The sequence below is a fragment of the Scleromatobacter humisilvae genome, from assembly GCF_023231945.1.
GTDB lineage: Bacteria > Pseudomonadota > Gammaproteobacteria > Burkholderiales > Burkholderiaceae_C > Scleromatobacter > Scleromatobacter humisilvae.
On record NZ_JAJLJH010000002.1, the window covers coordinates 18,734 to 45,662 of the forward strand.

Annotated in this window: 28 protein-coding genes and 1 tRNA gene; 26 read left to right on the forward strand and 3 right to left on the reverse strand. The window is 67.6% G+C overall.

The window, feature by feature from the left end; translation table 11 throughout:
- The first annotated feature begins 190 nt into the window (after positions 1–190).
- Positions 191–2,329 (forward strand): excinuclease ABC subunit UvrB, encoded by a 2,139-nt coding sequence (gene uvrB / locus LPC04_RS09430; protein ID WP_275682649.1) that lies wholly within the window; start codon positions 191–193, stop codon positions 2,327–2,329.
- Positions 2,330–2,522: 193 nt separating this feature from the next.
- On the forward strand, positions 2,523–3,011 hold the full coding sequence (locus LPC04_RS09435) for a low molecular weight protein-tyrosine-phosphatase (RefSeq protein WP_275681968.1): 489 nt from the start codon (positions 2,523–2,525) through the stop codon (positions 3,009–3,011).
- A gap of 4 nt (positions 3,012–3,015) precedes the next feature.
- Here LPC04_RS09435 and LPC04_RS09440 read toward each other — a convergent pair whose 3' ends face one another.
- Positions 3,016–4,047 (reverse strand): acyltransferase family protein, encoded by a 1,032-nt coding sequence (locus LPC04_RS09440; protein WP_275681969.1) that lies wholly within the window; start codon positions 4,045–4,047, stop codon positions 3,016–3,018.
- A 318-nt stretch (positions 4,048–4,365) separates the two neighbouring features.
- Here LPC04_RS09440 and iscR point away from each other — a divergent pair, with 318 nt between their 5' ends.
- From iscR to fdx, 8 genes are all read left to right on the forward strand, one after another.
- Entirely contained in the window at positions 4,366–4,899 is a 534-nt protein-coding gene (gene iscR / locus LPC04_RS09445; RefSeq protein ID WP_275681970.1) for a Fe-S cluster assembly transcriptional regulator IscR, read from the forward strand.
- Between the two features lie 17 nt (positions 4,900–4,916).
- A complete protein-coding gene (locus tag LPC04_RS09450; protein WP_275681971.1) occupies positions 4,917–6,131 on the forward strand; it encodes an IscS subfamily cysteine desulfurase in 1,215 nt (404 codons plus the stop codon).
- A 39-nt stretch (positions 6,132–6,170) separates the two neighbouring features.
- Positions 6,171–6,587, forward strand: coding sequence for a Fe-S cluster assembly scaffold IscU (gene iscU / locus LPC04_RS09455; protein ID WP_275681972.1), 417 nt, complete (start codon positions 6,171–6,173; stop codon positions 6,585–6,587).
- Between the two features lie 10 nt (positions 6,588–6,597).
- Positions 6,598–6,921 (forward strand): iron-sulfur cluster assembly protein IscA, encoded by a 324-nt coding sequence (gene iscA / locus LPC04_RS09460; RefSeq protein ID WP_275681973.1) that lies wholly within the window; start codon positions 6,598–6,600, stop codon positions 6,919–6,921.
- A 71-nt stretch (positions 6,922–6,992) separates the two neighbouring features.
- Positions 6,993–7,478 carry a GNAT family N-acetyltransferase gene (locus LPC04_RS09465; RefSeq protein ID WP_275681974.1) on the forward strand — a complete coding sequence of 162 codons (486 nt, stop codon included), beginning with the start codon at positions 6,993–6,995 and terminating at the stop codon, positions 7,476–7,478.
- Entirely contained in the window at positions 7,463–7,996 is a 534-nt protein-coding gene (gene hscB, locus LPC04_RS09470; RefSeq protein WP_275681975.1) for a Fe-S protein assembly co-chaperone HscB, read from the forward strand. Before LPC04_RS09465 ends, hscB begins: the two co-directional genes overlap by 16 nt.
- 19 nt (positions 7,997–8,015) lie before the next feature.
- Positions 8,016–9,893 (forward strand): Fe-S protein assembly chaperone HscA, encoded by a 1,878-nt coding sequence (hscA, locus tag LPC04_RS09475; RefSeq protein ID WP_275681976.1) that lies wholly within the window; start codon positions 8,016–8,018, stop codon positions 9,891–9,893.
- On the forward strand, positions 9,894–10,232 hold the full coding sequence (gene fdx, locus LPC04_RS09480) for an ISC system 2Fe-2S type ferredoxin (protein WP_275681977.1): 339 nt from the start codon (positions 9,894–9,896) through the stop codon (positions 10,230–10,232). It begins immediately after the preceding gene.
- Between the two features lie 99 nt (positions 10,233–10,331).
- Here fdx and LPC04_RS09485 read toward each other — a convergent pair whose 3' ends face one another.
- Positions 10,332–10,556, reverse strand: a complete 225-nt coding sequence (locus LPC04_RS09485; protein WP_275681978.1) for a hypothetical protein — start codon at positions 10,554–10,556, stop codon at positions 10,332–10,334.
- Between the two features lie 247 nt (positions 10,557–10,803).
- Between LPC04_RS09485 and tsaD the strand changes: the two genes are divergently transcribed.
- A complete protein-coding gene (tsaD, locus tag LPC04_RS09490; protein ID WP_275681979.1) occupies positions 10,804–11,835 on the forward strand; it encodes a tRNA (adenosine(37)-N6)-threonylcarbamoyltransferase complex transferase subunit TsaD in 1,032 nt (343 codons plus the stop codon).
- A gap of 109 nt (positions 11,836–11,944) precedes the next feature.
- Here tsaD and LPC04_RS09495 read toward each other — a convergent pair whose 3' ends face one another.
- Positions 11,945–12,421: an Hsp20/alpha crystallin family protein gene (locus LPC04_RS09495; protein ID WP_275681980.1), complete on the reverse strand. Its 477-nt coding sequence runs from the start codon at positions 12,419–12,421 to the stop codon at positions 11,945–11,947.
- Between the two features lie 482 nt (positions 12,422–12,903).
- Here LPC04_RS09495 and rpsO point away from each other — a divergent pair, with 482 nt between their 5' ends.
- The 15 genes from rpsO (at position 12,904) to nuoI (ending at position 26,890) form a co-directional block, all read left to right on the forward strand.
- Positions 12,904–13,167, forward strand: a complete 264-nt coding sequence (rpsO, locus tag LPC04_RS09500) for a 30S ribosomal protein S15 (RefSeq protein ID WP_275681981.1) — start codon at positions 12,904–12,906, stop codon at positions 13,165–13,167.
- A gap of 210 nt (positions 13,168–13,377) precedes the next feature.
- Positions 13,378–15,510 carry a polyribonucleotide nucleotidyltransferase gene (gene pnp / locus LPC04_RS09505; protein WP_275681982.1) on the forward strand — a complete coding sequence of 711 codons (2,133 nt, stop codon included), beginning with the start codon at positions 13,378–13,380 and terminating at the stop codon, positions 15,508–15,510.
- A 55-nt stretch (positions 15,511–15,565) separates the two neighbouring features.
- Entirely contained in the window at positions 15,566–16,555 is a 990-nt protein-coding gene (locus LPC04_RS09510; RefSeq protein ID WP_275682650.1) for an NAD(P)H-quinone oxidoreductase, read from the forward strand.
- A 26-nt stretch (positions 16,556–16,581) separates the two neighbouring features.
- The gene (gene tpiA / locus LPC04_RS09515; RefSeq protein WP_275681983.1) at positions 16,582–17,319 is read left to right on the forward strand and encodes a triose-phosphate isomerase; all 738 of its coding nucleotides are present in this window, start codon (positions 16,582–16,584) and stop codon (positions 17,317–17,319) included.
- A gap of 120 nt (positions 17,320–17,439) precedes the next feature.
- Positions 17,440–17,826, forward strand: coding sequence for a preprotein translocase subunit SecG (gene secG, locus LPC04_RS09520; protein ID WP_275681984.1), 387 nt, complete (start codon positions 17,440–17,442; stop codon positions 17,824–17,826).
- 143 nt (positions 17,827–17,969) lie between these two features.
- A tRNA-Leu gene (locus LPC04_RS09525) sits at positions 17,970–18,054 on the forward strand.
- A gap of 187 nt (positions 18,055–18,241) precedes the next feature.
- Complete coding sequence (locus LPC04_RS09530) at positions 18,242–18,601, forward strand: NADH-quinone oxidoreductase subunit A (protein ID WP_275681985.1); 360 nt, start codon at positions 18,242–18,244, stop codon at positions 18,599–18,601.
- A gap of 23 nt (positions 18,602–18,624) precedes the next feature.
- Positions 18,625–19,110 (forward strand): NuoB/complex I 20 kDa subunit family protein, encoded by a 486-nt coding sequence (locus LPC04_RS09535; RefSeq protein ID WP_275681986.1) that lies wholly within the window; start codon positions 18,625–18,627, stop codon positions 19,108–19,110.
- 37 nt (positions 19,111–19,147) lie between these two features.
- Positions 19,148–19,747, forward strand: a complete 600-nt coding sequence (locus tag LPC04_RS09540; protein ID WP_275681987.1) for an NADH-quinone oxidoreductase subunit C — start codon at positions 19,148–19,150, stop codon at positions 19,745–19,747.
- Positions 19,748–19,809: 62 nt separating this feature from the next.
- Positions 19,810–21,063: an NADH-quinone oxidoreductase subunit D gene (locus LPC04_RS09545; protein ID WP_275681988.1), complete on the forward strand. Its 1,254-nt coding sequence runs from the start codon at positions 19,810–19,812 to the stop codon at positions 21,061–21,063.
- Positions 21,063–21,575, forward strand: a complete 513-nt coding sequence (locus LPC04_RS09550) for an NADH-quinone oxidoreductase subunit NuoE family protein (RefSeq protein ID WP_275681989.1) — start codon at positions 21,063–21,065, stop codon at positions 21,573–21,575. The genes LPC04_RS09545 and LPC04_RS09550 overlap by 1 nt, the downstream gene beginning before the upstream one ends.
- Before the next feature lie 18 nt (positions 21,576–21,593).
- Positions 21,594–22,931, forward strand: a complete 1,338-nt coding sequence (gene nuoF / locus LPC04_RS09555; protein ID WP_275681990.1) for an NADH-quinone oxidoreductase subunit NuoF — start codon at positions 21,594–21,596, stop codon at positions 22,929–22,931.
- Positions 22,932–22,950: 19 nt separating this feature from the next.
- On the forward strand, positions 22,951–25,266 hold the full coding sequence (gene nuoG, locus LPC04_RS09560; protein WP_275681991.1) for an NADH-quinone oxidoreductase subunit NuoG: 2,316 nt from the start codon (positions 22,951–22,953) through the stop codon (positions 25,264–25,266).
- Positions 25,267–25,288: 22 nt separating this feature from the next.
- A complete protein-coding gene (gene nuoH / locus LPC04_RS09565) occupies positions 25,289–26,356 on the forward strand; it encodes an NADH-quinone oxidoreductase subunit NuoH (protein ID WP_275681992.1) in 1,068 nt (355 codons plus the stop codon).
- Positions 26,357–26,374: 18 nt separating this feature from the next.
- Positions 26,375–26,890: an NADH-quinone oxidoreductase subunit NuoI gene (gene nuoI / locus LPC04_RS09570; RefSeq protein ID WP_275681993.1), complete on the forward strand. Its 516-nt coding sequence runs from the start codon at positions 26,375–26,377 to the stop codon at positions 26,888–26,890.
- Positions 26,891–26,929 lie beyond the last annotated feature (39 nt).

A 26,929-nucleotide genomic window follows, 5' to 3' on the forward strand; every position in this document is an offset into this window, starting at 1 on the left:
AGGGCTTGAAAAGCCCGGTGTGTGGCGGCAGATGAAGGAGTTGCGCCGCGGCCGGGAGCTTTCTCCTGCACGTTGCGCTACGCTGTCGGATTGGCCGTCGACGGATCTCGACGAGACGAACCACCTGCGGCAGCGTGCCGATTTTAGGCCATGAGCCAGGGATAACCCGATGCCGATTGATTCTGACGTCATGCCGGAGCCGACCGCGGCCGGCTATTCGCACGCCGCCTCCACCGCGCCCGCCGACGGCGAACCGCCGCAGGGCGAGTTCATCACCTACCCGGGCTCGCCGTTCCAGCTGTTCCAGCCGTACCCGCCCGCGGGCGACCAGCCCACGGCCATCGCGCAGCTGTGCGAGGGCATCGAGGACGGCCTCGCGTTCCAGACGCTGCTGGGCGTCACCGGCTCGGGCAAGACGTTCACCATGGCCAACGTCATCGCGAAGATGGGCCGCCCGGCCATCGTCTTCGCGCCCAACAAGACGCTGGCCGCGCAGCTTTACAGCGAGTTCCGCGAGTTCTTCCCGAAGAACGCGGTCGAGTACTTCGTCAGCTACTACGACTACTACCAGCCCGAGGCCTACGTGCCGCAGCGCGACCTGTTCATCGAGAAGGACTCGTCGATCAACGAGCACATCGAGCAGATGAGGCTGTCGGCCACCAAGAGCGTGCTGGAGCGGCGCGACACGGTGATCATCGCGAGCGTGTCGGCCATCTACGGCATCGGCAAGCCCGAGGACTACACGCAGATGCGCTTCATCCTGCGCAACGGCGACAAGCTCGGCCAGCGCGACGTCATCGCGCAGCTGATCCGCATGCAGTACACGCGCAACGAGACCGACTTCTCGCGCGGCACGTTCCGCGTGCGCGGCGACACGATCGACGTGTTCCCGGCCGAGCATTCGGAGCTGGCGATCCGCATCGAGCTGTTCGACGACGAGGTCGAGTCGCTGCAGCTGCTGGACCCGCTGACCGGCCACATCCGCCAGAAGGTGCCGCGCTTCACGATCTATCCGTCCAGCCACTACGTGACGCCGCGCGAGCGCGTCGTCGCGGCGGTCGAGACGATCAAGGAGGAGCTGCGCTGGCGCCTCGACGAGCTGGTCAAGCAGGGCAAGCTGGTGGAGGCGCAGCGCCTCGAGCAGCGCACGCGCTTCGACCTCGAGATGCTGCAGGAGGTGGGCCACTGCAAGGGCATCGAGAACTACACGCGGCACCTGTCCGGCGCGAAGCCGGGCGATCCGCCGCCGACGCTCGTCGACTACATGCCCAGGGACGCCATCATGTTCCTCGACGAGAGCCACGTGATGATCGGCCAGATCGGCGGCATGTTCAACGGCGACAAGGCGCGCAAGACCAACCTCGTCGACTACGGCTTCCGCCTGCCGTCCGCGCTCGACAACCGGCCGCTGAAGTTCGAGGAGTTCGAACGCAAGATGCGCCAGTGCGTGTTCGTCTCGGCCACGCCGGCCGACTACGAGAAGACGCACACCGGCGCGGTCGTCGAGCAGCTGGTGCGTCCGACCGGCCTGATCGACCCGACGGTGGAGGTGCGCCCGGCGACGACCCAGGTCGACGACGTGCTGCAGGAGATCCGCGAGCGCACCGTCGCCGGCGACCGCGTGCTGATCACCACGCTGACGAAGAAGATGGCCGAGCAGCTCACCGACTACCTCACCGAGAACGGCGTCAAGGTGCGCTACCTGCACTCGGACATCGACACGGTCGAACGCGTCGAGATCCTGCGCGACCTGCGGCTGGGCGTGTTCGACGTCCTCGTCGGCATCAACCTGCTGCGCGAAGGCCTCGACATCCCCGAGGTCTCGCTGGTGGCCATCCTGGACGCCGACAAGGAAGGCTTCCTGCGCGCCGAGCGCAGCCTGATCCAGACCATCGGCCGCGCGGCGCGCAACGTCAACGGCCAGGCCATCCTCTATGCGGACAAGATGACCGACTCGATGCGCCGGGCCATCGACGAGACCGAGCGCCGGCGCGCGAAGCAGATCGCGCACAACCTCGCGCAGGGCATCACGCCGCGCGGCATCCGCAAGACGATCCGCGACCTGATCGACGGCGTCGCGGCCGAGCGCTCGGGCAAGGACGACCTGAAGTTCGCGCAGCAGGCCGCCGAGGTCGAGGCGATGAGCGAGAAGGATCTCGGCAAGCGCATCAAGCTGCTCGAGAAGCAGATGCTGGAACACGCGAAGAGCCTCGAATTCGAGAAAGCGGCGCGCGTGCGCGACCAGCTGGCGCTGCTGCGCGAGCAGGCGTTCGGAGCGGCGGGCCACGACACGGTCGCCGTGCCCGCGGCCGGCGCGGCGCGGAAGTGACGGGCCGGGTCGCGCTGGCCGGCGCCCAGGCGCGCGACTCGTGCAGGACTGCCTCGTCGCGGCCTGAATCCGCTCGCGAGGACGCCGCAAATGCGGCGGCGGCCTCCTGGAATTTGCCGCCATATCTCCGGCAGCACGGTCGCCACGCCGCCGGGCTGAGCGTCGCCGCGTCGGCTGGCGCCACAATGCGTGCATGTCCGATCCCCGCCCCGACAAGATCCGCGTGCTGATGGTCTGCCTCGGCAACATCTGCCGCTCGCCCACGGCCGAGGCGATGCTGCGGCTCAAGGCGCATGAGGCCGGCCTCGACGACCGCATCGAGGTCGACTCCGCCGGCACCGCCGACTACCACGTCGATTCGCCGCCGGATCGACGCGCGATCGCGCATGGCGAGCGCCGCGGCCTGGCGATGCAGGCGCTGCGCGGGCGCCAGGTCGCCCGCGAGGACTTCGACCGCTTCGACCACATCCTGGCGATGGACGACGACAACCTCGACGACCTGAAGCGGCGACGGCCGCCGGGCTCGCGCGCGAAGGTCGCGCTGCTGATGTCGTTTGCGCCGCACGCGGGCTCGCGCGAGGTGCCCGATCCGTACTACGGCGGAGCGGACGGCTTCGAGCGGGTGCTGGACCTGGTGGACGCGGCGTCCGCGGGCTTCATCGCGGCGACGCTCGGGCGCTGAGCCGTCAGCCCTCGCCGATCCGTGCCGGGCTGGCCTTGCGGCGTTCGCGGTAGAACCGGTTGACGCGGTCGACCAGCGATTCGTTGACCAGCGTCGCCGCCAGCGCGGCGGCGCCGACGACGAGCACGAGCGTGGCCCAGCGTGGCAGGCCGTGCACGTAGGGCAGCAGCCGTCCGGCCGGCGCGTGCATCATGTACAGCGGGAACGACAGCATTCCCAGCCAGCGCGAGATCGCGCCGAGTGCCATCCCGGGCGAGGGCAGCCGATAGGCGAGGTTCAGCAGGGCGACGCCGGTCGTCGCGCAGAGAAACTGGTTCAGCCCTTCGCGTCCGCCGGCGAAGTGCGCCACCACCACGAACACGGTCAGCGCCGCCACCAGCATCACCGCGGACATCCGCAGGGTCGATGGCCGCATGGCGATTGCACAACCCACGCTGAACCACGCGAGCGCGCGCGCCACGCTGATCAGCCGATAGAGCCCGCCGGCCTCCCAGCCCAGGTTGAGATTGTTCGCCCGCAGCGTCGCGAAGATCAGGATCGCCATCGACGCAACGCCCAGCGGGAACATCCAGCGGCGTCCGAACTTCAGCACGACGAACCACACCGCGTTGGCCGCGAGCTCGGCCCAGAACGACCACATCGGCGGATCCGCGGGGAAGGCGCTGTTCATGCCACCGGTCGACACGGGCATGACCAGGAAGATTGCCCAGGCGTCGGTGTCGGCGGCGGGCATCGACGCGCCGGACGGCACGCCCGCAAGGTCCAGTGCCACTATGAAGGTGCCCGCGACCAGCACCATCGGATAGAGCCGTCGAAGACGGACGCCGGCGAACTCGAGCGGGCCCATGCCGGATTCGATCGCCTGCGTGTACTTGAGCGCCAGCACGATCCCGCTGAGCGCGAAGAAGATGTCGACGGCCGTCAGGCCATAGCCCGCATGCCTGACCTGCAGGTAGGCTTGGTAGTGGAAGACCACGACGGCAATCGCCGCCAGGCCGCGCACGAGGTCGAGCCACTCGATCCGCTGGGATGTCATCGGCGGCATTCTATGGGGTGTGTCTGGCGCAGGGCCGGCGTCGGCGATGCATGTGCAATGGCGTGTCGTCTGGGGCAAAGACCGCGTTGTCGAGCATGGGTTTTGTGAGGGTTTCCTCGGGAATTACGGGGAAACGCGCATGCTCTGCGGCGCCGCAGCATTGCGGCAGCTCATAGTCGACGGAAACGCTAGGCTTCTGGCATAATCGACTAAAACGCTCGGAATCAACCAAGGGTTATCACTCCTCTCCGACCTCCAGCCGCTCCCACGGTTACGGACCGAAGTCGATTGCCCAAAACACCCCCAGGAGAGCACCCCATGCGTCTGACCACCAAAGGCCGATTCGCTGTCACGGCAATGATCGATCTGGCCCTCCGCTCCAGCAATGGTCCGGTCGCCCTCGCTGCCATCTCGCAGCGCCAGCAGATCTCCCTGTCGTACCTGGAACAGCTGTTCGGCAAGCTGCGCCGCCACGAGCTCGTCGAGAGCACGCGTGGCCCCGGCGGCGGCTACTCGCTCGGCCGCGGCGCCGAGTCCATCACGGTCGCCGACATCATCGTCGCCGTCGACGAGCCCATCGATGCGACCGGCTGCGCCGGCAAGGAAAACTGCATGGGCGACGACACCGGCCGCTGCATGACGCACGACCTGTGGGCCAGCCTCAACGTCAAGATGATCGAGTTCCTCGATTCGATCTCGCTGAAGAAGCTGGTCGACGAGCAGCTCGCCAAGGGCGTGTCGATCGAGGAAGTGCCGGTGCGCCGCGCGATCTCGTCGCAGCCCGTCGTCAAGCCGATCAAGATCAACGCGCCGAACTCGGTGTTCGCGCTCGGCAACGCGTTCTCGAAGTAACTTCGTTTTCTCGACTCATGACTCCGCATCTCCCGATCTACATGGACTACGGCGCGACGACGCCGGTCGACCCGCGCGTGGTCGATGCAATGATTCCCTGGTTGCGTGAACACTTCGGCAACCCGTCCTCGCGCTCGCATGCGTGGGGCTGGGAAGCCGAGGAGGCCGTCGAACGCGCGCGCGGCCAGGTCGCGGCGCTGATCGGCGCCGACTCGCGCGAGATCGTCTGGACGTCCGGCGCCACCGAGTCGAACAACCTCGCCATCAAGGGCGCGGCCAATTTCTACAGCACGCGCGGCAAGCACCTGATCACCGTCAAGACCGAGCACAAGGCCGTGCTCGACGTGATGCGCGAGCTGGAGCGCCAGGGCTTCGAGTGCACCTACCTCGACGTCGAGCCGAACGGCCTGGTCGACTTCGAGAAGTTCAAGGCGGCGATCCGTCCCGACACGATCCTGGCCTCGGTCATGTACGTGAACAACGAGATCGGCGTGATCCAGGACATCCCGGCCCTGGGCGCGCTGTGCCGCGAGCGCGGCATCATCTTCCACGTCGACGCCGCGCAGGCGACGGGCAAGGTCGACATCGACCTGGCCACGCTGCCGGTCGACCTGATGAGCCTGGCCTCGCACAAGACCTACGGCCCCAAGGGCATCGGCGCGCTGTATGTTCGCCGCAAGCCGCGGGTTCGCCTCGAGGCGCAGATGCACGGCGGCGGCCACGAGCGCGGCATGCGCTCGGGCACGCTGCCCACGCACCAGATCGTCGGCATGGGCGAGGCCTTCCGGCTCGCCGGCGAGGAGATGGGCGTCGAGCGCGAGCGCATCCGCGCGCTGCAGCAGCGCCTGTATGCCGGCCTGAAGGGCATCGAGCAGGTGTTCGTCAACGGCGACCTGGAACGCCGCGTGCCGCACAACCTGAACATCTCGTTCAACTATGTCGAGGGCGAGTCGCTGATCATGGGCGTCAAGGGCCTGGCGGTGTCGTCGGGCTCGGCGTGCACCTCGGCCAGCCTGGAACCCAGCTACGTGCTGCGCGCGCTCGGCCGCAGCGACGAGCTGGCGCACAGCTCGCTGCGCATGACGATCGGCCGCTTCACCACCGAACAAGAGATCGATTCCGCGATCGCCATGCTCAAGGACACGGTCGCGCGCCTGCGCGAACTGTCGCCCCTGTGGGACATGTACCGCGACGGCATCGACATCAGCGCGATCCAGTGGGCTGCCCACTGAAACGCATCACCCCATAAATATCGTTGAGGGCAAGACATCATGGCATACAGCGACAAGGTCATCGACCACTACGAGAACCCGCGCAACGTGGGCGGCTTCGACAAGGGTGACGACACCGTGGGCACCGGCATGGTCGGCGCGCCGGCGTGCGGCGACGTGATGAAGCTGCAGATCAAGGTCAACCCGGCCACGGGCCTGATCGAGGACGCGCGCTTCAAGACCTACGGCTGCGGCTCGGCCATCGCGTCGTCGTCGCTGGTCACCGAATGGGTCAAGGGCAAGTCGCTCGACCAAGCCATGGCCATCCGCAACACGCAGATCGCCGAGGAGCTCGCGCTGCCGCCGGTCAAGATCCACTGCTCGATCCTCGCGGAAGACGCGATCAAGGCGGCGGTGAGCGACTACAAGGCGCGCCACGGCAGCGAAGTCGCCGAGACCGCGTCCGTCAACGCTTGAGGCCGCAACGATGGCGGTGACCCTGACCGAGCGCGCCGCGAAGCACGTGACGCGCTACATCACCAAGCGCGGCCGTGGCGTCGGCGTGCGCCTGGGCGTGAAGACGACCGGCTGTTCGGGCCTGGCCTACAAGCTCGAGTACGCCGACGACGTGGCGGCCGAGGACGTGATCTTCGAGGGCCACGGCGTCAAGGTGCTGGTCGACCCGAAGAGCCTGCCCTACATCGACGGCACGGAGCTGGACTTCGTCCGCGAGGGGCTCAACGAAGGCTTCAAGTTCCACAACCCGCGCGAGAAGGACAAGTGCGGCTGCGGCGAATCGTTCCGCGTCTGATCTCCTCATGCGCGGACGCCTCGAAGGCGCGGCAGCTGTCGCGCCTTTTTGTTGGTGACTCCCGTTTTCCCATGACATTCGACATCCGCCCCACGCCGCCCGACCACCCGCAGGTGCTCGCGCTGATCGCCGAGCTCGATGCGTACCTGCTGTCGGTCTATCCGCCGGAAGAGAACTACCTGCTCGACCTGTCGGGCCTGATGCATCCGTCCGTCACCTTCCTGGGCGCCTGGATGGGCGACACCGTCGTCGGCTGCGGCGCCGTGCGCACGATGCCGGCCGAGCCGGCGACCGACGGCAAGCCCTACGGCGAGATCAAGCGCATGTTCGTCACGCCCGCGCAGCGCGGCGCGCGTCTCGGCCCGCGCATCCTCGCGGCGCTGGAGACGGTGCTGCACGCGCAGGGCATCGACCGCGCGCTGATGGAGACCGGCGAGGAGCTCGCGGCCGCGGCACGCATGTACCGCGCCAACGGCTACGTCGAACGCGGGCCGTTCGGCGAGTATCCGGACAACGGTTCGTCGCTCTTCCTGGAGAAACGATGGAAGACGGACTGAGCCTCGCGGCCTCGGATTTCGAACTGTTCGGACTGCCCGAACGGTTCGCGATCGACATGGCCCGGCTCGACGCGAAGTGGAAGCAGCTGCAGGGCGCGGCGCATCCCGATCGCTTCGCGACCGAGACCGCCGCGGCGCAGCGCGTCGCGATGCAGTGGGCCATCCGCATCAACGAGGCGTATCGCCGCCTGAAGGATCCGCTCGCGCGTGCCGCCTACCTGTGTTCGCTGCACGGCGCGGACATCGAGGCCGAGAGCAACACTGCGATGCCCGCCGCGTTCCTGATGCAGCAGATGGAGTGGCGCGACGCGCTGTCCGACGCGGCGTCGCTGGACGCGGTCGATGCGCTGTCCGACGAGGTGATCGCCTCGCGCAACGCGACGCTGAAATCGCTGCAGGCGCAGATCGACGACGCCGCGAGCGTGGACTGGCGCGCCGTCGCCGGCACGGTGCGCGGGCTGATGTTCGTCGACAAGTTCATGAGCGATATCGACAAGCGTGTCGACGCGCTCTCATAAGAAAAAAGAAGTTCCAGACATGGCATTGCTCCAGATCTCCGAACCCGGCCAGGCGCCCGATCCGCACCAGCGCCGCATCGCCGTGGGCATCGACCTCGGCACCACGCACTCGCTGGTGGCCGCCGTTCGCCACGGCATCGCCGAGTGCCTGCCGGACGACCAGGGCCGCGTGATCCTGCCGTCGGCGGTGCGCTACCTCGAAGGCGGCGGCCGCCAGATCGGCCACGACGCGCTCGCATCGCAGGGCGACGACGCCGAGAACACCGTCGTCTCGGCCAAGCGATTCATGGGCCGCGCGCTGGCGGACGTCGCGGGCCATGAGCGCCTGCCGTACCAGTTCGTCGACCAGCCCGGCATGGTGGGCGTGCACACGCGCGACGGCGTCAAGACTGCGGTCGAGGTGTCGGCCGAGATCCTGGCCACGCTGCGCTTCCGTGCCGAGGACACCTTCGACGACGACGTCTACGGCGCGGTCATCACCGTGCCCGCGTACTTCGACGACGCGCAGCGACAGGCGACGAAGGACGCCGCGCAGCTGGCCGGCCTCAACGTGCTGCGCCTGATCAACGAGCCGACGGCCGCGGCGATCGCCTATGGCCTCGACCAGGGCGTCGAAGGCCTCTACGCGGTCTACGACCTCGGCGGCGGCACCTTTGACATCTCGCTGCTGCGTCTGGCGCGCGGCGTGTTCGAGGTGGTGGCCACTGGCGGCGATTCGGCGCTGGGCGGCGACGACTACGACCAGCGCTTCGCCAGCGCGCTGCTGCAGCGCGCCGGCCTGCAGACGCTGGAGCAGCTGAAGCCCGGCGAGCGCCGGCGCGTGCAGACCGCGGCGCGGCACGCCAAGGAGGCGCTGAGCGGCGTCGCCTCGGCCACCGTCACCTTCGAGGTGGACGGCGTCGTGCACGACCTCGACGTCGACCGCACCGAGTTCGAGGTGGCGACCGCCGACCTGACGGCGACCACGCTGCGCCTGCTCAAGCGCGTGCTGCGCGACGCCAAGGTGTCCGTCGACGACGTGCAGGGCGTGGTGATGGTGGGCGGCTCGACGCGCATGCCCGTCGTGCGCGAGGCGATGGCCACGCTGTTCGGCAAGCCGCCGCTGACCAACCTGAACCCGGACGAGGTCGTGGCGCTGGGCGCCGCGATCCAGGCCAACGCGCTGGCCGGCAACGCGACGAGCGGCGACATCCTGCTGCTGGACGTCACGCCGCTGTCGCTGGGCCTGGAGACGATGGGCGGGCTGGTCGAGCGCGTCATCGAGCGCAATTCGACGATCCCGACCGCCAAGGCGCAGGACTTCACGACGTTCAAGGACGGCCAGACCGCGATGGCCGTGCACGTGGTGCAGGGCGAGCGCGAGCTGGTCTCGGAGTGCCGCTCGCTGGCGCGCTTCGAGCTGCGCGGGATCCCGCCGATGGTGGCCGGTGCCGCGCGCATCCGCGTCACGTTCCAGGTCGATGCCGACGGGCTGCTGAGCGTCAGCGCGAAGGAGCTGGGCTCGGGCGTCGAGGCGGCCATCGTCGTCAAGCCCAGCTACGGGCTGAGCGACGAGCAGGTGGCCGGCATGCTCAAGGCGGGCTTCGCGTCCGCCGAGTCCGACATGGTCGCGCGCAGCCTGCGCGAGGCCCAGGTCGACGCCGAGCGCATGATCCTGGCCACGGAATCGGCGCTGGCCGCGGACGGCGACCTGCTGGACGCCGCCGAACGCGCGAGCATCGACGCACTCGTCGCGCGCGTGCGCGCCACCGCGCGTGACGCGAGTCCCGCTGAAGGGCCGCGCGCGATCGAGGCGGCCGTCGAGGCGCTCGCCGACGGCACCGAGGGCTTCGCCGCCGCCCGCATGAACCGTGGCATCCGCGACGCGCTCGCGGGCCGCAATGTCAACGAGATCTAAATGACCGTCATCAGGATTCTTCCGCACGCCGCGCTCTGTCCCGAGGGCAAGACGATCTCGGCCGCGCCGGGCACCTCCGTCTGCGAGGCGCTGCTGGAAAACGGCGTCGCCATCGAGCACGCGTGCGACATGAGCTGCGCCTGCACCACCTGCCACGTGATCGTGCGCGAGGGTTTCAACTCACTCGGCGAGGCCGACGAAACCGAGGACGACCTGCTCGATCGGGCCTGGGGCCTGACGCCGCAATCCCGTTTGTCCTGCCAGGCCATCGTCGCCGCGACGGATCTCGTGATCGAGATTCCGAAATACACGATCAACCACGCCCGCGAGAATCATTAGCAAAGGGCGCCATCGAATTGTCATGGGGCGCCATGTGACAACTGCGAAAACGACAAAGCGGCCCGGAGGCCGCCTTGCAAATCGCGAATCGAAACGCGTTCAGCGCCAGTCGCGCACCATGCCGCGCACGGCGGCGACGGGCCACCACCGATGCCAGGCGCTGGATTGGCCGACGGATTGCGGCGTGGCGCGCGTCATCAGCATGCCGTCCTTCTCGAGCTTGCCGAGGAGTTCCTCGACGTCGCGAGCGGAAGCGCCGCTGCTGCGAGCCAGGTCCCGTACGCTGACGAAGCGCTGGGACAACTCGCTCACGACGCGGCGCATCGTGGTCTTCTGGAATCGCGGAGGCAGGTCCGGCCAAGCAGTGAGTTTGTATTGCTTCATGATTCCCAACGACTGTCGACGGCCTTGTGTTTGGTTTTGCTCCGGCCGACGAATGAATCGTCGAACCGGCGGGTGAGGCCGAATATCACCACGTGCGCAATTAAAACCGGGCCATCCGATTTTCGGAAGCGAACTCGACCCGAGTTTGTAACGACTTGAGTCGACTAATGCACACTTACACTGCCTCATGATCGTTCTTGGCATCGAATCCTCCTGCGACGAAACCGGCGTCGCGCTCGTCGAGACCGTCGCCGGCGGCGTGCCGCGCCTGCGTTCGCAGGCCTTGCACAGCCAGATCCGCATGCATCAGGCGTATGGCGGCGTGGTGCCGGAGCTGGCGTCGCGCGACCACGTCCGCCGCGTGCTGCCGCTGCTCGAGGCGGCGCTGGCGGACGCCTCGTTGACGAAGGACGACATCGACGTCGTCGCCTTCACGCGCGGCCCCGGCCTGGCGGGCGCGCTGCTGGTGGGCGCGGGCGTAGCGTGCGCGCTGGCCGCCTCGCTGGGCAAGCCGACGCTGGGCGTGCACCACCTCGAGGGCCACCTGATGTCGCCGTTCCTGTCGGCCGATCCACCCGAGTTCCCGTTCGTCGCGCTGCTGGTGTCGGGCGGCCACACGCAGCTGATGCGCGTCGACGACGTGGGGCGCTACGAGATGCTGGGCGAGACCATCGACGACGCCGCCGGCGAGGCCTTCGACAAATCCGCCAAGCTTCTGGGGCTGGGCTATCCCGGCGGCCCGGCGCTGGCCGCGCTCGCGACGCACGGCAATCCTGAAGCCATCGCGTTGCCGCGTCCCTTGCTTCACAGCGGCGACCTCGATTTCTCGTTCTCCGGCCTGAAGACGGCCGTGATGACCGCGATGACGAAGTTCGGCCCCGCGCCGACCGGGCAGCAGCGCGCCGACCTCGCGGCCAGCACGCAGGCCGCGATCTGCGAGGTGCTGGTCAAGAAGTCGCTGCGTGCGTTGCAGGAGACCCGGCTGTCGCGCCTGGTCGTGGCCGGAGGCGTCGGCGCCAACACGCGGCTGCGCGAGCAACTCAACGCCGCGGGGGCCAGGCGCGGTCTGCGCGTGCACTATCCGGAGCTCGCGCTGTGCACCGACAACGGCGCGATGATCGCGCTCGCCGGCGCGCTGCGGCTGCAGCGCGATCCATCGGCGGCACGCATGGACTACGCGTTCGACGTCAAGCCGCGCTGGCCGCTCGTCCAGGCATAAAAAAAGTCCCTCGCACCCTGCGGCGCGAAGGACTCGGTGACGGCGAAGAGGTTGGGAGTCCGCCGTCAAGGCCGGACAAGCTGACGGGCTGCCCGGCCGTTCGAGGAACTCAGTTGACGGAGATCTGCGTGGCGACCGGGTCGCGCTTGACCAGCGTCAGCGTCAGCACGCCGTTGTCCAGCTTGGCCTGCGACGAGGCCTGGTCGATCTCGGACTGCAGCGTGAAGCTGCGCGCATAGCTGGCGAACGCCCGTTCGCGCAGGATCACGCGGTCGGTGGGCTTCGGCGTCTCGGTGGCCTCGGCGGCGGTCGCATCGGCGGCCGGCGCTTCGGCGGCACGCGCCTCGGCGACGATGCTCACGCGGCGGCCGTCGATCGACACCTTGACGTCCTCGCGGGTGACGCCCGGCACGTCCAGCGTGACGACGTAGCCGCGGTCGGATTCGGTGACGTCGATGGCGGGGCGGCGCACCGGCGCGGTGTCGGCAACGGGTTGCGCGAACAACTGGTCGACGGCGGTGTCGAACAGGCGGTCGAAGTGACGGGCACGGACGGCGGCGCGGCGGGAGACGGGGACGATGAACATGATGGATTCCTTGGGTTGGGGAGTTCGTGGACGTCGTCCTTGCCGAGGGTCTCGGCGCGAGGTCAGCGTCGCATGACTCCCCAGTTGGCAGCGCCCGAAACCATTTCAAGAGCCTATTTTTTAGGCAATCGAGCATTGAAATTCGCGCTGCCGGACCTACGGTCCACCGCCGTCTTGTGCAGACGGGGGCGCGCAGCTCGACAGCACGAGGGCAGGGCGCCCGCGCCGGCGGCGCGCCGGGCAGGTGGCGGGAGCGTCGGCTTTCGTCTATAATCCGACGCTTGACCTCGATGACCCTTTCCTCTTTGGAAGAGTCGTCGAGGCCAAGTCCAGCACGCCCCGGGTCGGTTTCACTCGGGTGCGCAAGTCGTCAAGGAAACCGAGCAGGCCACGCCGCCCCTTGCGGACGCGTCGCGGCTGCGAATCCGGGTGCGCCCGGGCCAGCGCTGCCGGTTTCCGATTCAACATCAAGGAAATCCGCAATGACTGATCTCAACAAGGCCGAAATCGTCGCCGCCCACGCCCGTGGCACCGGTGACACCGGCTCCCCCGAAGTCCAGGTCGCCCTGCTGACCGCGCGCATAAACGCGCTGACTCCCCACTTCAAGCAGCACGCCAAGGACCACCACGGCCGCCGCGGCCTGCTGAAGATGGTCAACTCGCGCAAGAGCCTGCTGGCCTACCTGAAGAAGACCGACGCTCCGCGTTACCTCGCCCTGATCGGCAAGCTCGGCCTGCGCAAGTAAGCAGCGATGCATGAAAAGAGCCTGTCTGGAACCCTCCAGGACAGGCTCTTTGCGTTTGGAGTTCGAACCGTTGCCTTGCCGGCGTCGATGTGTCATTCCACCGAAGTTCGCAGCCTGAGCTTCGCTGGAATGGCATCACGCCACTGAACGGTCGCCTCCCGTCTCCCGCGCCACGATACGGCGCCCTATAAACATCGGAGAAAGAACAACATGAGCATGTTCAACAAGGTCACCAAGACGTTCCAGTGGGGCTCCCACACCGTTCGCATGGAGACGGGCGAGATCGCACGCCAGTCCACCGGCGCCGTGCTGGTCGACATCGAAGGCACCGTGGTGCTGGCCACCGTCGTGGCCAAGCGCGAAGCCAAGCCGGGCCAGGACTTCTTCCCGCTGACCGTCGACTACATCGAGAAGACCTACGCCGCCGGCAAGATCCCGGGCAGCTTCTTCAAGCGCGAAGGCCGCCCGAGCGAGCTCGAGACGCTGACGTCGCGCCTGATCGACCGCCCGGTGCGCCCGCTGTTCCCGGAAGGCTTCTTCAACGAAGTGCAGATCGTCGTGCACGTGATGTCGCTGAACCCCGAAGTCGACGCCGACATCGCCGCGCTGGTCGCGTCGAGCGCCGCGCTGTCCGTCTCGGGCATCCCGTTCGCGGGCCCGATCGGCGCCGCGCGCGTGGGCTACATCAACGGCGAATACGTGCTGAACCCGGGCAAGACCCAGCGCACCGAATCGAAGCTGGACCTCGTCGTCGCCGGCACCGAAGCCGCCGTGCTGATGGTCGAGTCCGAAGCCGACCAACTGCCGGAAGACATCATGCTGGGCGCCGTGGTGTTCGGCCACGACCAGGGCAAGACCGCCATCAACGCGATCCACGAACTCGTGCGCGACGCGGGCAAGCCGCTGTGGCTCGAATCCGGCGAATGGACGCTGCCGGTCAAGGACGAAGCGCTGATCGCCAAGATCGGCGGCCTGGCGCAGGCCAAGATGGAAGCCGCGTACCAGATCCGCAGCAAGCAGGCCCGCACGCAGGCGCTTCGCGTCGCGACGTCGGAAGTCAAGGCTGCGCTCGCCGCCGAGGACGCGAAGGTCGACTCGGTCAAGGTCGACGCGATGCTGTTCGACATCGAAGCCAAGATCGTGCGTGACCAGATCCTGGCCGGCGAGCCGCGCATCGACGGCCGCGACACCCGCACCGTCCGTGCCATCGAGATCCGCACCGGCGTGCTGCCGCGCGCCCACGGCTCGGCCATCTTCACCCGCGGCGAGACGCAGGCCGTCGTCGCCACGACGCTGGGCACCGAGCGCGACGCGCAGACCATCGACGCGCTGGCCGGCGAGTATTCGGAGCGCTTCATGCTCCACTACAACATGCCCCCGTTCGCCACCGGCGAGACCGGCCGCGTCGGTTCGCCGAAGCGCCGCGAGATCGGCCACGGCCGCCTCGCCAAGCGCGCGCTGGTCGCTGTCATGCCGTCCAAGGAAGACTTCCCGTACTCGGTGCGCGTGGTCTCGGAGATCACCGAGTCCAACGGCTCGTCGTCGATGGCGTCGGTCTGCGGCGGCTGCCTGTCGCTGATGGACGCCGGCGTGCCGCTGAAGGCGCACGTCGCCGGCATCGCCATGGGCCTGATCAAGGACGGCGCGCGCTTCGCGGTGCTGACCGACATCCTGGGCGATGAAGATCACCTGGGCGACATGGACTTCAAGGTCGCCGGTACCACCCAAGGCATCACGGCGCTGCAGATGGACATCAAGATCCAGGGCATCACCAAGGAGATCATGCAGGTCGCCCTGGCGCAGGCCAAGGAAGCGCGCCTGCACATCCTGGGCAAGATGGTCGAGGCCGTCGCCGGTGCCAGCACCGAGGTGTCGGAGTTCGCCCCGCGCCTGTACGTGATGAAGATCAACCCGGAAAAGATCCGCGACGTGATCGGCAAGGGCGGCGCGACCATCCGTGCGCTGACCGAGGAAACCGGCACGCAGATCAACATCGAGGAAGACGGCACGATCACGATCGCGTCGACCGACGCCGACCGCGCCGCGCACGCCAAGAAGCGCATCGAGGAGATCACGGCCGAAGTCGAAGTGGGCAAGATCTACGAAGGCCCGGTCACCAAGATCCTGGACTTCGGCGCGCTGATCAACCTGCTGCCGGGCAAGGACGGCCTGCTGCACATCAGCCAGATCGCCCATGAGCGCGTCGAGAAGGTCACCGACTACCTGAAGGAAGGCCAGATCGTGAAGGTCAAGGTGCTCGAGACCGACGAGAAGGGCCGCGTCAAGCTGTCGATGAAGGCGCTGCTGGAGCGCGAGCCGCAGGGCGACCGCCAGCCGCAATAAGCGGCCAGCCGCTGCACGCCCCAACGTGAGCAACGACGCCTTCAACGCGCCGACCATGCGCGCCATCGAGATCGCCGGCTTCGGCGGTCCCGAGGTGCTGCGTGCGGTCGTGCGCGCGCGCCCGGTCGCGGGCGCGGGCGAGGCGCTGGTGCGCGTGACGGCGTCGGGCGTCAACCGCCCCGACGTTCTGCAGCGCAAGGGGCACTATCCGGTGCCCGCCGGGGCGTCCGACCTGCCGGGCCTGGAGCTCGCGGGCGAGATCGTCGATGGCGATGCCGCTGCGCTGGCCGCGGGCGGCTTCGCGATCGGCGACCGCGTCTGCGCGCTGGTCGCGGGCGGCGGCTATGCCGAGTACTGCACGGTGCCGGTGGGCCAGATGCTGCCGGTGCCCGCGGGCTTCAGCGACATCGAGGCCGCCGCGCTGCCCGAGAACTTCTTCACCGTCTGGTCCAACGTGTTCGACCGCGGCCGCCTGGCCGCCGGCGAGACGCTGCTGGTGCAGGGCGGCACGAGCGGGATCGGCGTCACGGCGATCCAGCTGGGCAAGGCGTTCGGCGCGAAGGTCATCGCGACCGCGGGCTCGGCCGACAAGTGCTATCGCTGCTTCGAGATCGGCGCCGACCACGCGATCAACTACCGCACCGAGGACTTCGCCGCGAAGGCGCTGGAGTTCACGGGCGGCAAGGGCGTCGACGTCGTGCTGGACATGGTCGCGGGCGACTACATCGCGTGCGAGATCTCCTGCCTGGCCGACGAGGGCCGCCTCGTGTTGATCGCGACGCAGGGTGGCACGAAGGCGCAGTTCGATGCCGGCGTCGTGATGCGCAAGCGGCTGACCATCACCGGCTCGACGCTGCGTCCGCGCCCGATCGCGTTCAAGGCGGCGATCGCCGCGTCGTTGCGCGACAAGGTCTGGCCGCTGCTGGAAAAGCGCCAGGTGCAGCCGGTGATCCAGGAAGTCTTTCCCGCGGATCAGGCGTCGCGCGCGCACGCCGCGATGGAAGAGGGGCACCACGTCGGCAAGCTGATGCTGTCGTGGGTCTGAAACATCCAACCAACAAGAACAGACACATGCGCAAGAAACTCGTGGCCGGCAACTGGAAGATGCATGGATCGCACTCGGCCAACGCCGAGCTGCTGTCTGGCATCCTGGCCGCGCGTCCGTTCGCGTGCGACGTGGCCGTGTGCGTGCCGTTTCCCTACCTGAGCGAGGCCGCGGTGGCGCTGGCCGGCAGCGACGTGCGCTGGGGCGCGCAGGACTGCTCTCAGCACGACAAGGGCGCGTTCACGGGCGAGGTCTCGGCCTCGATGCTGGCCGAGTTCGGCTGCCGCTACGTGATCGTCGGCCACTCCGAGCGCCGCGCGATGCATGGCGAGACGGACGCCGTCGTCGCCGAGAAGGCCAAGGCCGTGCTCGCGCGTGGGCTGACACCCATCGTCTGCGTCGGCGAGACGCTGGGCCAGCGCGAGCAGGGCACGGCGCAGGACACCGTCAAGCGCCAGCTGTCGGCCGTCATCCACGCGCTGGGGCATTGCGTCGGCGAGATGGTGGTGGCCTACGAGCCGGTCTGGGCCATCGGCACCGGCGTCGTCGCCACGCCCGAGCAGGCGCAGGAGATGCACGCGCTCATCCGCGCGCAGCTGCACGCCGCCACGCCGCATGCCGAGGCGATGAAGCTGCTGTACGGCGGCAGCATGAAACCCGAGAACGCCGCGTCGCTGCTGGCGCAACAAGACATCGATGGCGGGCTGATCGGCGGCGCGGCGCTGAAGCACGCCGACTTCGTCGCCATCTGCCGCGCGACATGACGGCCCCAGCTCGCTGCGCGCGCAGCCCCCGAGGGGCCCTCGGGCCGCTCCGGAGCGGCCGCGCGCTGGCCCGAGGTGGCTGATCTTTCAACGAACGAATTTCCCTGGAGCTCCAAGCAAATGCAAGTCTGGTCCAACCTTCTCTTCATCCTGCAGATCCTGTCGGCCATGGCCATGATCGGCCTCGTGCTGATCCAGCACGGCAAGGGCGCCGACATGGGCGCGTCGTTCGGCAGCGGCGCCTCGGGCAGCCTGTTCGGCGCGACCGGCAGCGCGAACTTCCTGTCGCGCTCCACCGCGATCTGCGCCACGATTTTCTTCGCGACGACGCTGGGCATGTCGGTCGTCTCGACCGGCCGTGGCTCGGTGCGCGCCATCGAGGCCAACCGCCTCGATCAGCTGAGCGCCCCGGCCGCCGTCGCGAGCGCGCCGGTCGCCGGCGCCTCGGCTGCCATCGTGGTGCCGGCCTCGGCGCCGTCGGCCGTGCAGGGCGTGCCGACGCGTTGATACGACGATCGCGTCATTTTTCTGTAGCGGATAGAGGTAAACGCGGTTTTTTTCGCTATAGAATGTGAGGCTGTTCAGTGAGCCAAAACCCTCACGCAAACTGAACTGATCAGGTATTCCGAATGGCCAATAGGGCCGTTCAAGCCGACGTGGTGAAATTGGTAGACACGCTATCTTGAGGGGGTAGTGGCGAAAGCTGTGCGAGTTCGAGTCTCGCCGTCGGCACCAGGTTTTCGGATATGAGATGGTCGTGGGTTCCTCGTGAGCGCCGCGGCCGACGCGCCCTGCGTCAACCACGCGGTACAAGGCGACAACGACGGGGCGCACTCGGGATCAGCAAGCTGTGATCTGTCGAGGCGCTCTTTTTTCTGCCCCCAGACAAACGACGCAGCCTGCAAACGACACGAAGCTAGCCATGGACCTGTCTGCCTACCTCCCCGTCATCCTGTTCATCCTGGTTGGCACCGTCATCGGAATCCTGCCCCAGGCGCTGGGTTTCCTGCTCGGCCCCCGTCGTCCCGACGCGCAGAAGAACTCTCCGTACGAGTGCGGATTCGAGGCCTTCGAAGACGCGCGCATGAAGTTCGACGTTCGCTACTACCTCGTGGCGATCCTGTTCATCCTCTTCGATCTCGAGATCGCATTCCTGTTCCCGTGGGCCGTCGCTTTGAAGGACATCGGCCCCACCGGCTTCTGGGCAATGATGATCTTCCTGGCGATCCTGGTCGTCGGCTTCATCTACGAATGGAAAAAGGGCGCACTGGACTGGGAGTGATCCCGAGCACCGGAGCGACAGCTATGGCAAAAGGAAATGAAGGCCTCCTGAAGGAAGGGTTCGTCACCACCTCGGTGGACGTGCTCGTCAACTGGTCCAAGACCGGCTCGCTGTGGCCGATGACCTTCGGTCTCGCGTGCTGCGCGGTCGAGATGATGCATGCGGGCGCCGCCCGCTACGACATCGACCGCTTCGGCATGCTGTTCCGTCCCAGCCCGCGCCAGAGCGACCTGATGATCGTCGCCGGCACGCTGTGCAACAAGATGGCGCCGGCGCTGCGCAAGGTCTATGACCAGATGGCCGAGCCGCGCTGGGTCCTGTCGATGGGTTCGTGCGCCAACGGCGGTGGCTACTATCACTACAGCTACTCCGTCGTGCGCGGCTGCGACCGCATCGTGCCGGTCGACGTCTACGTGCCGGGCTGCCCGCCCACGGCCGAGGCGCTGCTGTACGGCATCCTGCAGCTGCAGGCCAAGATCCGCCGCGAAAACACCATCGCGCGCGCCTGACCCCGCGTCCGAGCGTCTTTCAGGAAGACAGCCAACAATGACCCAACGACTCGACGCCCTGCAGGCCGCTCTCGAAGCCGCCCTCGGTGCACGCATCACCCATTTCAAGCGCGAGCGCGGCGAGATCACGATCACCGTGTCCGCAGCCGATTCGATCGCCGTCGCCAAGCAGCTGCGCGACGACAAGACGCTCGCCTTCGAGCAGCTGATCGACCTGTGCGGCGTCGACTACTCGTCGTACAAGGACATGCCCTGGGACGGCCCGCGCTTCTGCGTCGTCACCCACCTGCTGTCTCTGGCCAACAACTGGCGCGTGCGCCTGAAGGTGTTCGCGCCCGATGAAGACCTGCCGGTCGTGCCGGCGCTGACGCCGGTCTGGAACGCCGCCAACTGGTTCGAGCGCGAAGCGTTCGACATGTACGGCATCATCTTCGAAGGGCACGACGACCTGCGCCGCATCCTCACCGACTACGGCTTCATCGGGCACCCGATGCGCAAGGACTTCCCGGTCAGCGGCCACGTCGAGATGCGCTACGACGTCGAGCAGCGCCGCGTGGTCTACCAGCCCGTCACCATCGAGCCGCGCGAGATCACGCCGCGCGTCATCCGCGAAGACAACTACGGCGGCCTGCACTGATGCGCGCCGCCCGCCACGCTCTTCCCGTTTTTCCGCGCGCTTTCTGACCGGACAGCAACGCAATGGCTGAAATCAAGAACTACACGCTCAACTTCGGGCCCCAGCATCCGTCCGCGCACGGCGTGCTCCGCCTCGTGCTGGAGCTGGACGGCGAAGTCATCCAGCGCGCCGACCCGCACATCGGCCTGCTGCACCGCGCCACCGAGAAGCTGGCCGAGTCCAAGACCTACATCCAGTCGCTGCCCTACATGGACCGCCTCGACTACGTGTCGATGATGTCCAACGAGCACGCGTACTGCCTGGCCATCGAGCGGCTGCTGGGCGTCGACGTGCCCGAGCGCGCGCAGTACATCCGCGTGATGTTCGCGGAGATCACGCGCCTGCTCAACCACCTGATGTGGCTGGGCGCGCACGCGCTCGACTGCGGCGCGATGAACGTGCTGCTGTACGCGTTCCGCGAGCGCGAGGACCTGTTCGACCTGTACGAGGCGGTGTCGGGCGCGCGCATGCACGCGGCCTACTTCCGTCCGGGCGGCGTCTACCGCGACCTGCCCGACACGATGCCGCAGTACAAGGCGTCCCGCATCCACAACGCCAAGGCGATCTCGCGCATGAACGAGAACCGCCAGGGCACGATGCTCGACTTCATCGACGACTTCTGCCGCAAGTTCCCGGGCCGCGTCGACGAGTACGAGACGCTGCTGACCGAGAACCGCATCTGGAAGCAGCGCACGGTGGGCATCGGCGTCGTCACGCCCGAGCGCGCGAAGAACCTCGGCTTCAGCGGCCCGATGCTGCGCGGCTCCGGCATCGCATGGGACCTGCGCAAGACGCAGCCCTACGATGTCTACGCCAAGATGGACTTCGACGTGCCCGTGGGCGTCAACGGCGACGTCTACGACCGCTACCTGGTGCGCGTGCAGGAGATGCGCGAGGCCAACAAGATCATCCAGCAGTGCAGCAAGTGGCTGCGCGCGAACCCGGGTCCGGTCATCACGACCAACCACAAGGTCGCGCCGCCCACGCGCACGGAGATGAAGTCCAACATGGAAGAGCTGATCCACCACTTCAAGCTCTTCACGGAGGGCTTCCACGTGCCCGAGGGCGAAGCGTATGCCGCCGTCGAGCACCCGAAGGGCGAGTTCGGCATCTACCTGATCAGCGACGGCGCGAACAAGCCGTACCGCCTCAAGATCCGCGCGCCCGGCTTCTCACACCTGGCCGCGATGGACGAGATGTCGCGCGGCCACATGATCGCCGACGCAGTCGCCGTCATCGGCACCATGGACATCGTGTTTGGCGAGATCGATCGATGATGCAGTCCGATACCACCCCCACGCACGTGCCGCTCTCGGACGAGATGAAGGCACGCTTCGCGCGCGAAGTCGCCAAGTTCCCCGCCGACCAGAAGCAGTCGGCCGTGATGGCCTGCCTGACCATCGTGCAGGCGGAGCGCGGCTACGTGTCGCGCGCGTCGGAAGACGAAGTCGCCGCCTACCTGGGCATGGCCCCGATCGCGGTGTACGAGGTCACGACCTTCTACAACATGTACAACCAGCAGCCGGTTGGCAAGTTCAAGATCAACGTCTGCACCAACCTGCCGTGCCAGCTGCGCGACGGCCAGGCCGCGCTGGCCCACATCTGCAAGAAGCTGCACGTGGCCGTCGGCGGCACCACGACGGACGGCATGTTCACCGTGCAGCAGAGCGAATGCCTCGGCGCCTGCGCCGACTCGCCGGTCATGCTGATCAACGACCGCGAGATGATCAGCTTCATGAGCAACGACCGGATCGACGATCTGCTCGACACGCTCGCGCAGGCCAAGTGAGAGGCTAAAGAGTTCCTTATGGTCGATCTTTCCCGATTCAAGTCGCAGGGCGTCGAGACCGCCTTCCACGACCGCCACATCAACCCGCAGATCATGGCGGGCCTCGATGGCAAGAACTGGCGCCTGAAGGACTACGAGGCGCGCGGCGGCTACCAGGCGCTGCGCAAGATCCTCGCTGCCGACGCCGGCATGACGCCCGACCAGGTCGTCGCCGAAGTCAAGACCTCGGGCCTGCGCGGCCGCGGCGGCGCCGGCTTCCCGACCGGCCTGAAGTGGAGCTTCATGCCCCGCCAGTTCCCGGGCCAGAAGTACCTCGTCTGCAACTCCGACGAAGGCGAGCCGGGCACGTGCAAGGACCGCGACATCCTCGCGTTCAACCCGCACATCGTCATCGAGGGCATGATCATCGCGGCCTACGCGATGGGCATCTCCGTCGGCTACAACTACATCCACGGCGAGATCTTCGAGATCTACGAGCGCTTCGAGGAGGCCCTCGAAGAGGCGCGCGCGGCGGGCTACCTCGGCGACAAGATCCTCGGCTCGAGCTACAACTTCCAGCTGCACGGCTTCCACGGCTTCGGCGCCTACATCTGCGGCGAAGAAACGGCGCTGCTCGAATCGCTCGAAGGCAAGAAGGGCCAGCCGCGCTTCAAGCCGCCGTTCCCGGCCAGCTTCGGCATCTACGGCAAGCCCACGACGATCAACAACACCGAGACCTTCGCCGCGGTGCCCTGGATCATCCGCAACGGCGGCGACGCCTACCTCGCGTGCGGCAAGCCGAACAACGGCGGCACGAAGATCTACTCGGTGGTCGGCGACGTCAACAAGCCGGGCAACTACGAGATCCCGATGGGCACGCCGTTCTCGACGCTGCTGGAACTCGCCGGCGGCGTGCGCACCGGCCGCAAGCTGAAGGCCGTGATCCCCGGCGGCTCGTCGGCGCCGGTGCTGCCCGCGTCGATCATGATGGAGCTCACGATGGACTACGACTCCATCGCCAAGGCCGGCTCCATGCTGGGCTCGGGCGCCGTCATCGTGATGGACGACTCGCGCTGCATGGTCGAGAGCCTGCTGCGCCTGTCCTACTTCTACCAGCACGAATCCTGCGGCCAGTGCACGCCGTGCCGCGAAGGCACCGGCTGGCTGTGGCGCATGGTCGACCGCATCGAGCACGGCCACGGCAAGATGGAAGACATCGAGCTGCTGAACTCGGTGGCCGACAACATCCAGGGCCGCACCATCTGCGCGCTCGGCGACGCCGCGGCGATGCCGGTGCGCGCGATGATCAAGCACTTCCGCAGCGAGTTCGTGCACCACATCGAACACAAGACCTGCCAGGTCCCGGCAGCGGTCTGATCGGGACGAGACCACACTCATGATTGAAATCGAACTCGACGGCAAGAAGGTCTCGGTGCCCCCCGGCAGCATGGTGATGCATGCGGCCGATGCGGCGGACACCTACATCCCGCACTTCTGCTATCACAAGAAGCTCTCGATCGCCGCCAACTGCCGCATGTGCCTGGTCGACATCGAGAAGGCGCCCAAGCCGATGCCTGCCTGCGCGACCCCGGTCACGCAGGGCATGATCGTGCGCACCAAGAGCGACAAGGCCATCAAGGCTCAGCAGAGCGTGATGGAGTTCCTGCTGATCAACCACCCGCTGGACTGTCCGATCTGCGACCAGGGCGGCGAGTGCCAGCTGCAGGACCTGGCCGTCGGCTACGGCGGCTCGGCGTCGCGCTACACGGAAGAAAAGCGCGTCGTCTTCCACAAGCCGGCTGGCCCGCTGATCTCGATGGAGGAGATGAGCCGCTGCATCCACTGCACGCGCTGCGTGCGCTTCGGCCAGGAAGTGGCCGGCGTGATGGAGCTGGGCATGGCGCATCGCGGCGAGCACGCCGAGATCCAGACCTTCGTCGGCCGCTCGATCGACTCCGAGCTGTCCGGCAACATGATCGACATCTGCCCGGTGGGCGCGATCACCAGCAAGCCGTTCCGCTATCAGGCGCGGACGTGGGAGCTCTCGCGCCGCCGCAGCGTCAGCCCGCATGACTCGGTCGGCGCCAACGTCGTCGTCCAGGTCAAGAACAACCAGGTGCTGCGCGTCGTCCCGTACGAGAACGAGGACGTCAACGAGTGCTGGATCGCCGACCGCGACCGCTTCTCGTACGAGTCGCTCAACTCCGACGCCCGCCTGACCGCCCCGATGATCAAGCAGGGCGGCCAGTGGCAGACGGTCGACTGGCCGACCGCGCTGAACTACGTCGTCGACGGCGTCAAGCGCGTCAAGGGCGAGTTCGGCGTCGCCGGCATCGGCGCGCTGGGCCACCCGTCGTCCACCGTGGAAGAACTGCACCTGCTGGCCAAGCTGGTGCGCGCCCTCGGCAGCGAGAGCGTCGACCACCGACTGCGCCACGCCGACTTCACGCACACCGGCGGCGTGCGCTGGCTGGGCACGACGATCGCGTCGCTGTCCAAGCTCGATCGCGCGCTGGTCATCGGCTCGTTCCTGCGCAAGGATCACCCGCTGCTCGCGCAACGCCTGCGCCAGGCCGTGCGTGCCGGCGCCGAGGTGCACAGCGTCAACGCGCTGGCCGACGACTGGCTGATGCCCGTCGCCACGCAGCTGACCGTCGCGCCGAGCGCGTGGCTCGCCGCGCTGGCCGACGTCGCGCATTGCATCGCCAAGGCCCAGGACGGCACCGCGCCGTTCGCCGGCAACTGCACGCCGCAGGCCGAGGCCATCGCCGCCTCGCTGCTCAATGGCACGTCCAAGGCCGTGCTGCTGGGCAACGCCGCCGCGCAGCATCCGCAAGCCTCGACGCTGCTGGCCCTGGCGCAATGGATCGCCAACGCCACCGGCGCGACCTGCGGCTATCTCGGCGAAGCCGGCAACAACGTCGGCGCGCAGCTGGTCAACGCGCTGCCGGGCGCCGGCGGCCTGAATGCCGGCCAGATGCTGTCGCAGCCGATGAAGGCGCTGTTCCTGCTGGGCGTCGAGCCCGAGCTGGACGCCGCCGACGCCGCCGCCGCGCGCGCCGCCCTCGGCGGCTCGGGCCTGGTGGTCGCGATGACCCCGTTCCGCAACGCCGCCGCCGACGTCGCCGACGTGCTGCTGCCGGTCTCGCCGTTCACCGAGACCGCCGGCACCTTCGTCAACGCCGAAGGCCGCGTGCAGTCGTTCCAGGGCGTGGCCCGTCCGCTGGGCGAGACGCGCCCGGCCTGGAAGGTGCTGCGCGTGCTGGGCGACATGCTGGGCCTGCCGGGCTTCGGCCAGCAGTCGGCCGACGAAGTGCTGGCCGAGGCGCTGGGCGACCAGACGACGCTGGCCTCGCGCCTGAGCAACGACGCTGCGCTGCCGACGTCGCTGCCGAGCGACGCCGTGTCCGGTTTCGAGCGCGTCGCCGACGTTCCCCTCTATGCCACCGACAGCCTGGTGCGCCGCGCGCTCTCGCTGCAGCTGACCGCCGACGCGCGCGCGCCGCAGGCCTCGCTGCCCGAGAAGCTGTGGGCCGATCTCGGCCTCGCGGCCGGCGACAAGGTGCGCGTGAGCCAGGGCGGGGCGGATGCCGTGCTCGCGGCCCGTCTCGACAAGACGCTCGCCCCGACGGCCGTTCGCGTGCCGGCCGGCCACGTGCTGACCGCGGCGCTGGGCGCCTCGTTCGGCGCCATCTCGGTGGCCAAGGCCTGAACCCGCGGAGCGAAGAAAACAAATGTTCGATTCACTCAATCAATGGGGCGTCGCCCACCTGGGCACCGTGCTCTGGCCGATCGTGTGGGCGCTGGTGCGCATCGTCGTCACCATCCTGCCGCTGCTGGGCCTGGTCGCCTACCTGACGCTGTGGGAGCGCAAGGCCATCGCGTGGTCGCAGATCCGTCCGGGTCCGAACCGCGTCGGCCCGCTGGGCCTGCTCACGCCGATCGCTGACGCCGTCAAGCTGATCTTCAAGGAAATCATCCGCCCGACGGCCGCCAACAAGGGCCTGTTCTTCGTCGCTCCGGTGATGACGATCATGCCGGCGCTCGCCGCGTGGGCCGTCGTGCCGTTCGATCCGGGCGTCGTGCTGGCCGACGTCAACGCCGGCCTGCTGTACGTGATGGCCATCACCTCGCTCGAGGTCTACGGCGTGATCGTGGCCGGCTGGGCGTCGAACTCGAAGTACGCCTTCCTGGGCGCGCTGCGCGCCTCGGCGCAGATGGTCAGCTACGAGATCGCGATGGGCTTCTGCCTGGTCGTGGTGCTGATGGTCTCGGGCACGATGAACCTCGGCGACATCGTCGCGGGCCAGGGCAAGGGCATGATGGCCTCGCACGGCCTGAACTTCCTGTCCTGGAACTGGCTGCCGCTGCTGCCGATCTTCTTCGTCTACTTCATCTCGGGCCTGGCGGAGACCAACCGCGCGCCGTTCGACGTCGTCGAAGGCGAGTCGGAAATCGTCGCCGGCCACATGGTCGAGTACTCGGGCATGGCGTTCGCGATGTTCTTCCTCGCCGAATACGCCAACATGATCCTGGTCTCGACGCTGTGCGTGGTCATGTTCCTGGGCGGCTGGCTGCCTCCGTTCGGCTTCCTCGACATCGGCCCCCACGGCAACTTCATCTGGCTGTTCGCCAAGGTGTTCTGCGTGGTGTCGATGTTCCTGTGGGTGCGTTCGACGTTCCCGCGCTATCGCTACGACCAGATCATGCGTCTGGGCTGGAAGATCTTCATCCCCGTGACGCTGGTCTGGCTGGTCGTCATCGGCCTGTGGATCGAGTCTCCGCTGTCGATCTGGAAATAAGGCGAGGCTGAAAACACCATGACCGCTACCACTCTGTCCAAGCCGTCGTTCTCGTTCAAGGACTTCTTCTCGAGCTTCCTGCTCGTCGAGCTGTTCCGCGGGATGCGCCTGACCGGCAAGTACTTCTTCTCGCCCACGATCACCGTGCAGTTCCCGGAAGAGAAGACGCCGATGTCGCCGCGCTTCCGCGGCCTGCATGCGCTGCGTCGCTACGACAACGGCGAAGAGCGCTGCATCGCCTGCAAGCTGTGCGAGGCCGTGTGCCCCGCGATGGCCATCACGATCGAGTCCGACGTCCGCAACGACGGCACCCGCCGCACGACGCGCTACGACATCGACCTGACCAAGTGCATCTTCTGCGGCTTCTGCGAGGAGAGCTGCCCGGTGGACTCCATCGTCGAGACGCACATCTTCGAATACCACGGTGAGAAGCGGGGCGACCTGTACTTCACCAAGGACATGCTGCTCGCCGTCGGCGACCGCTACGAACGCGAAATCGCCGCCGCCAAGGAGGCCGACGCCAAGTACCGCTGAGGCGCCGCAAGCGTCTTCGTGGTCACTGGCCAAGCATTG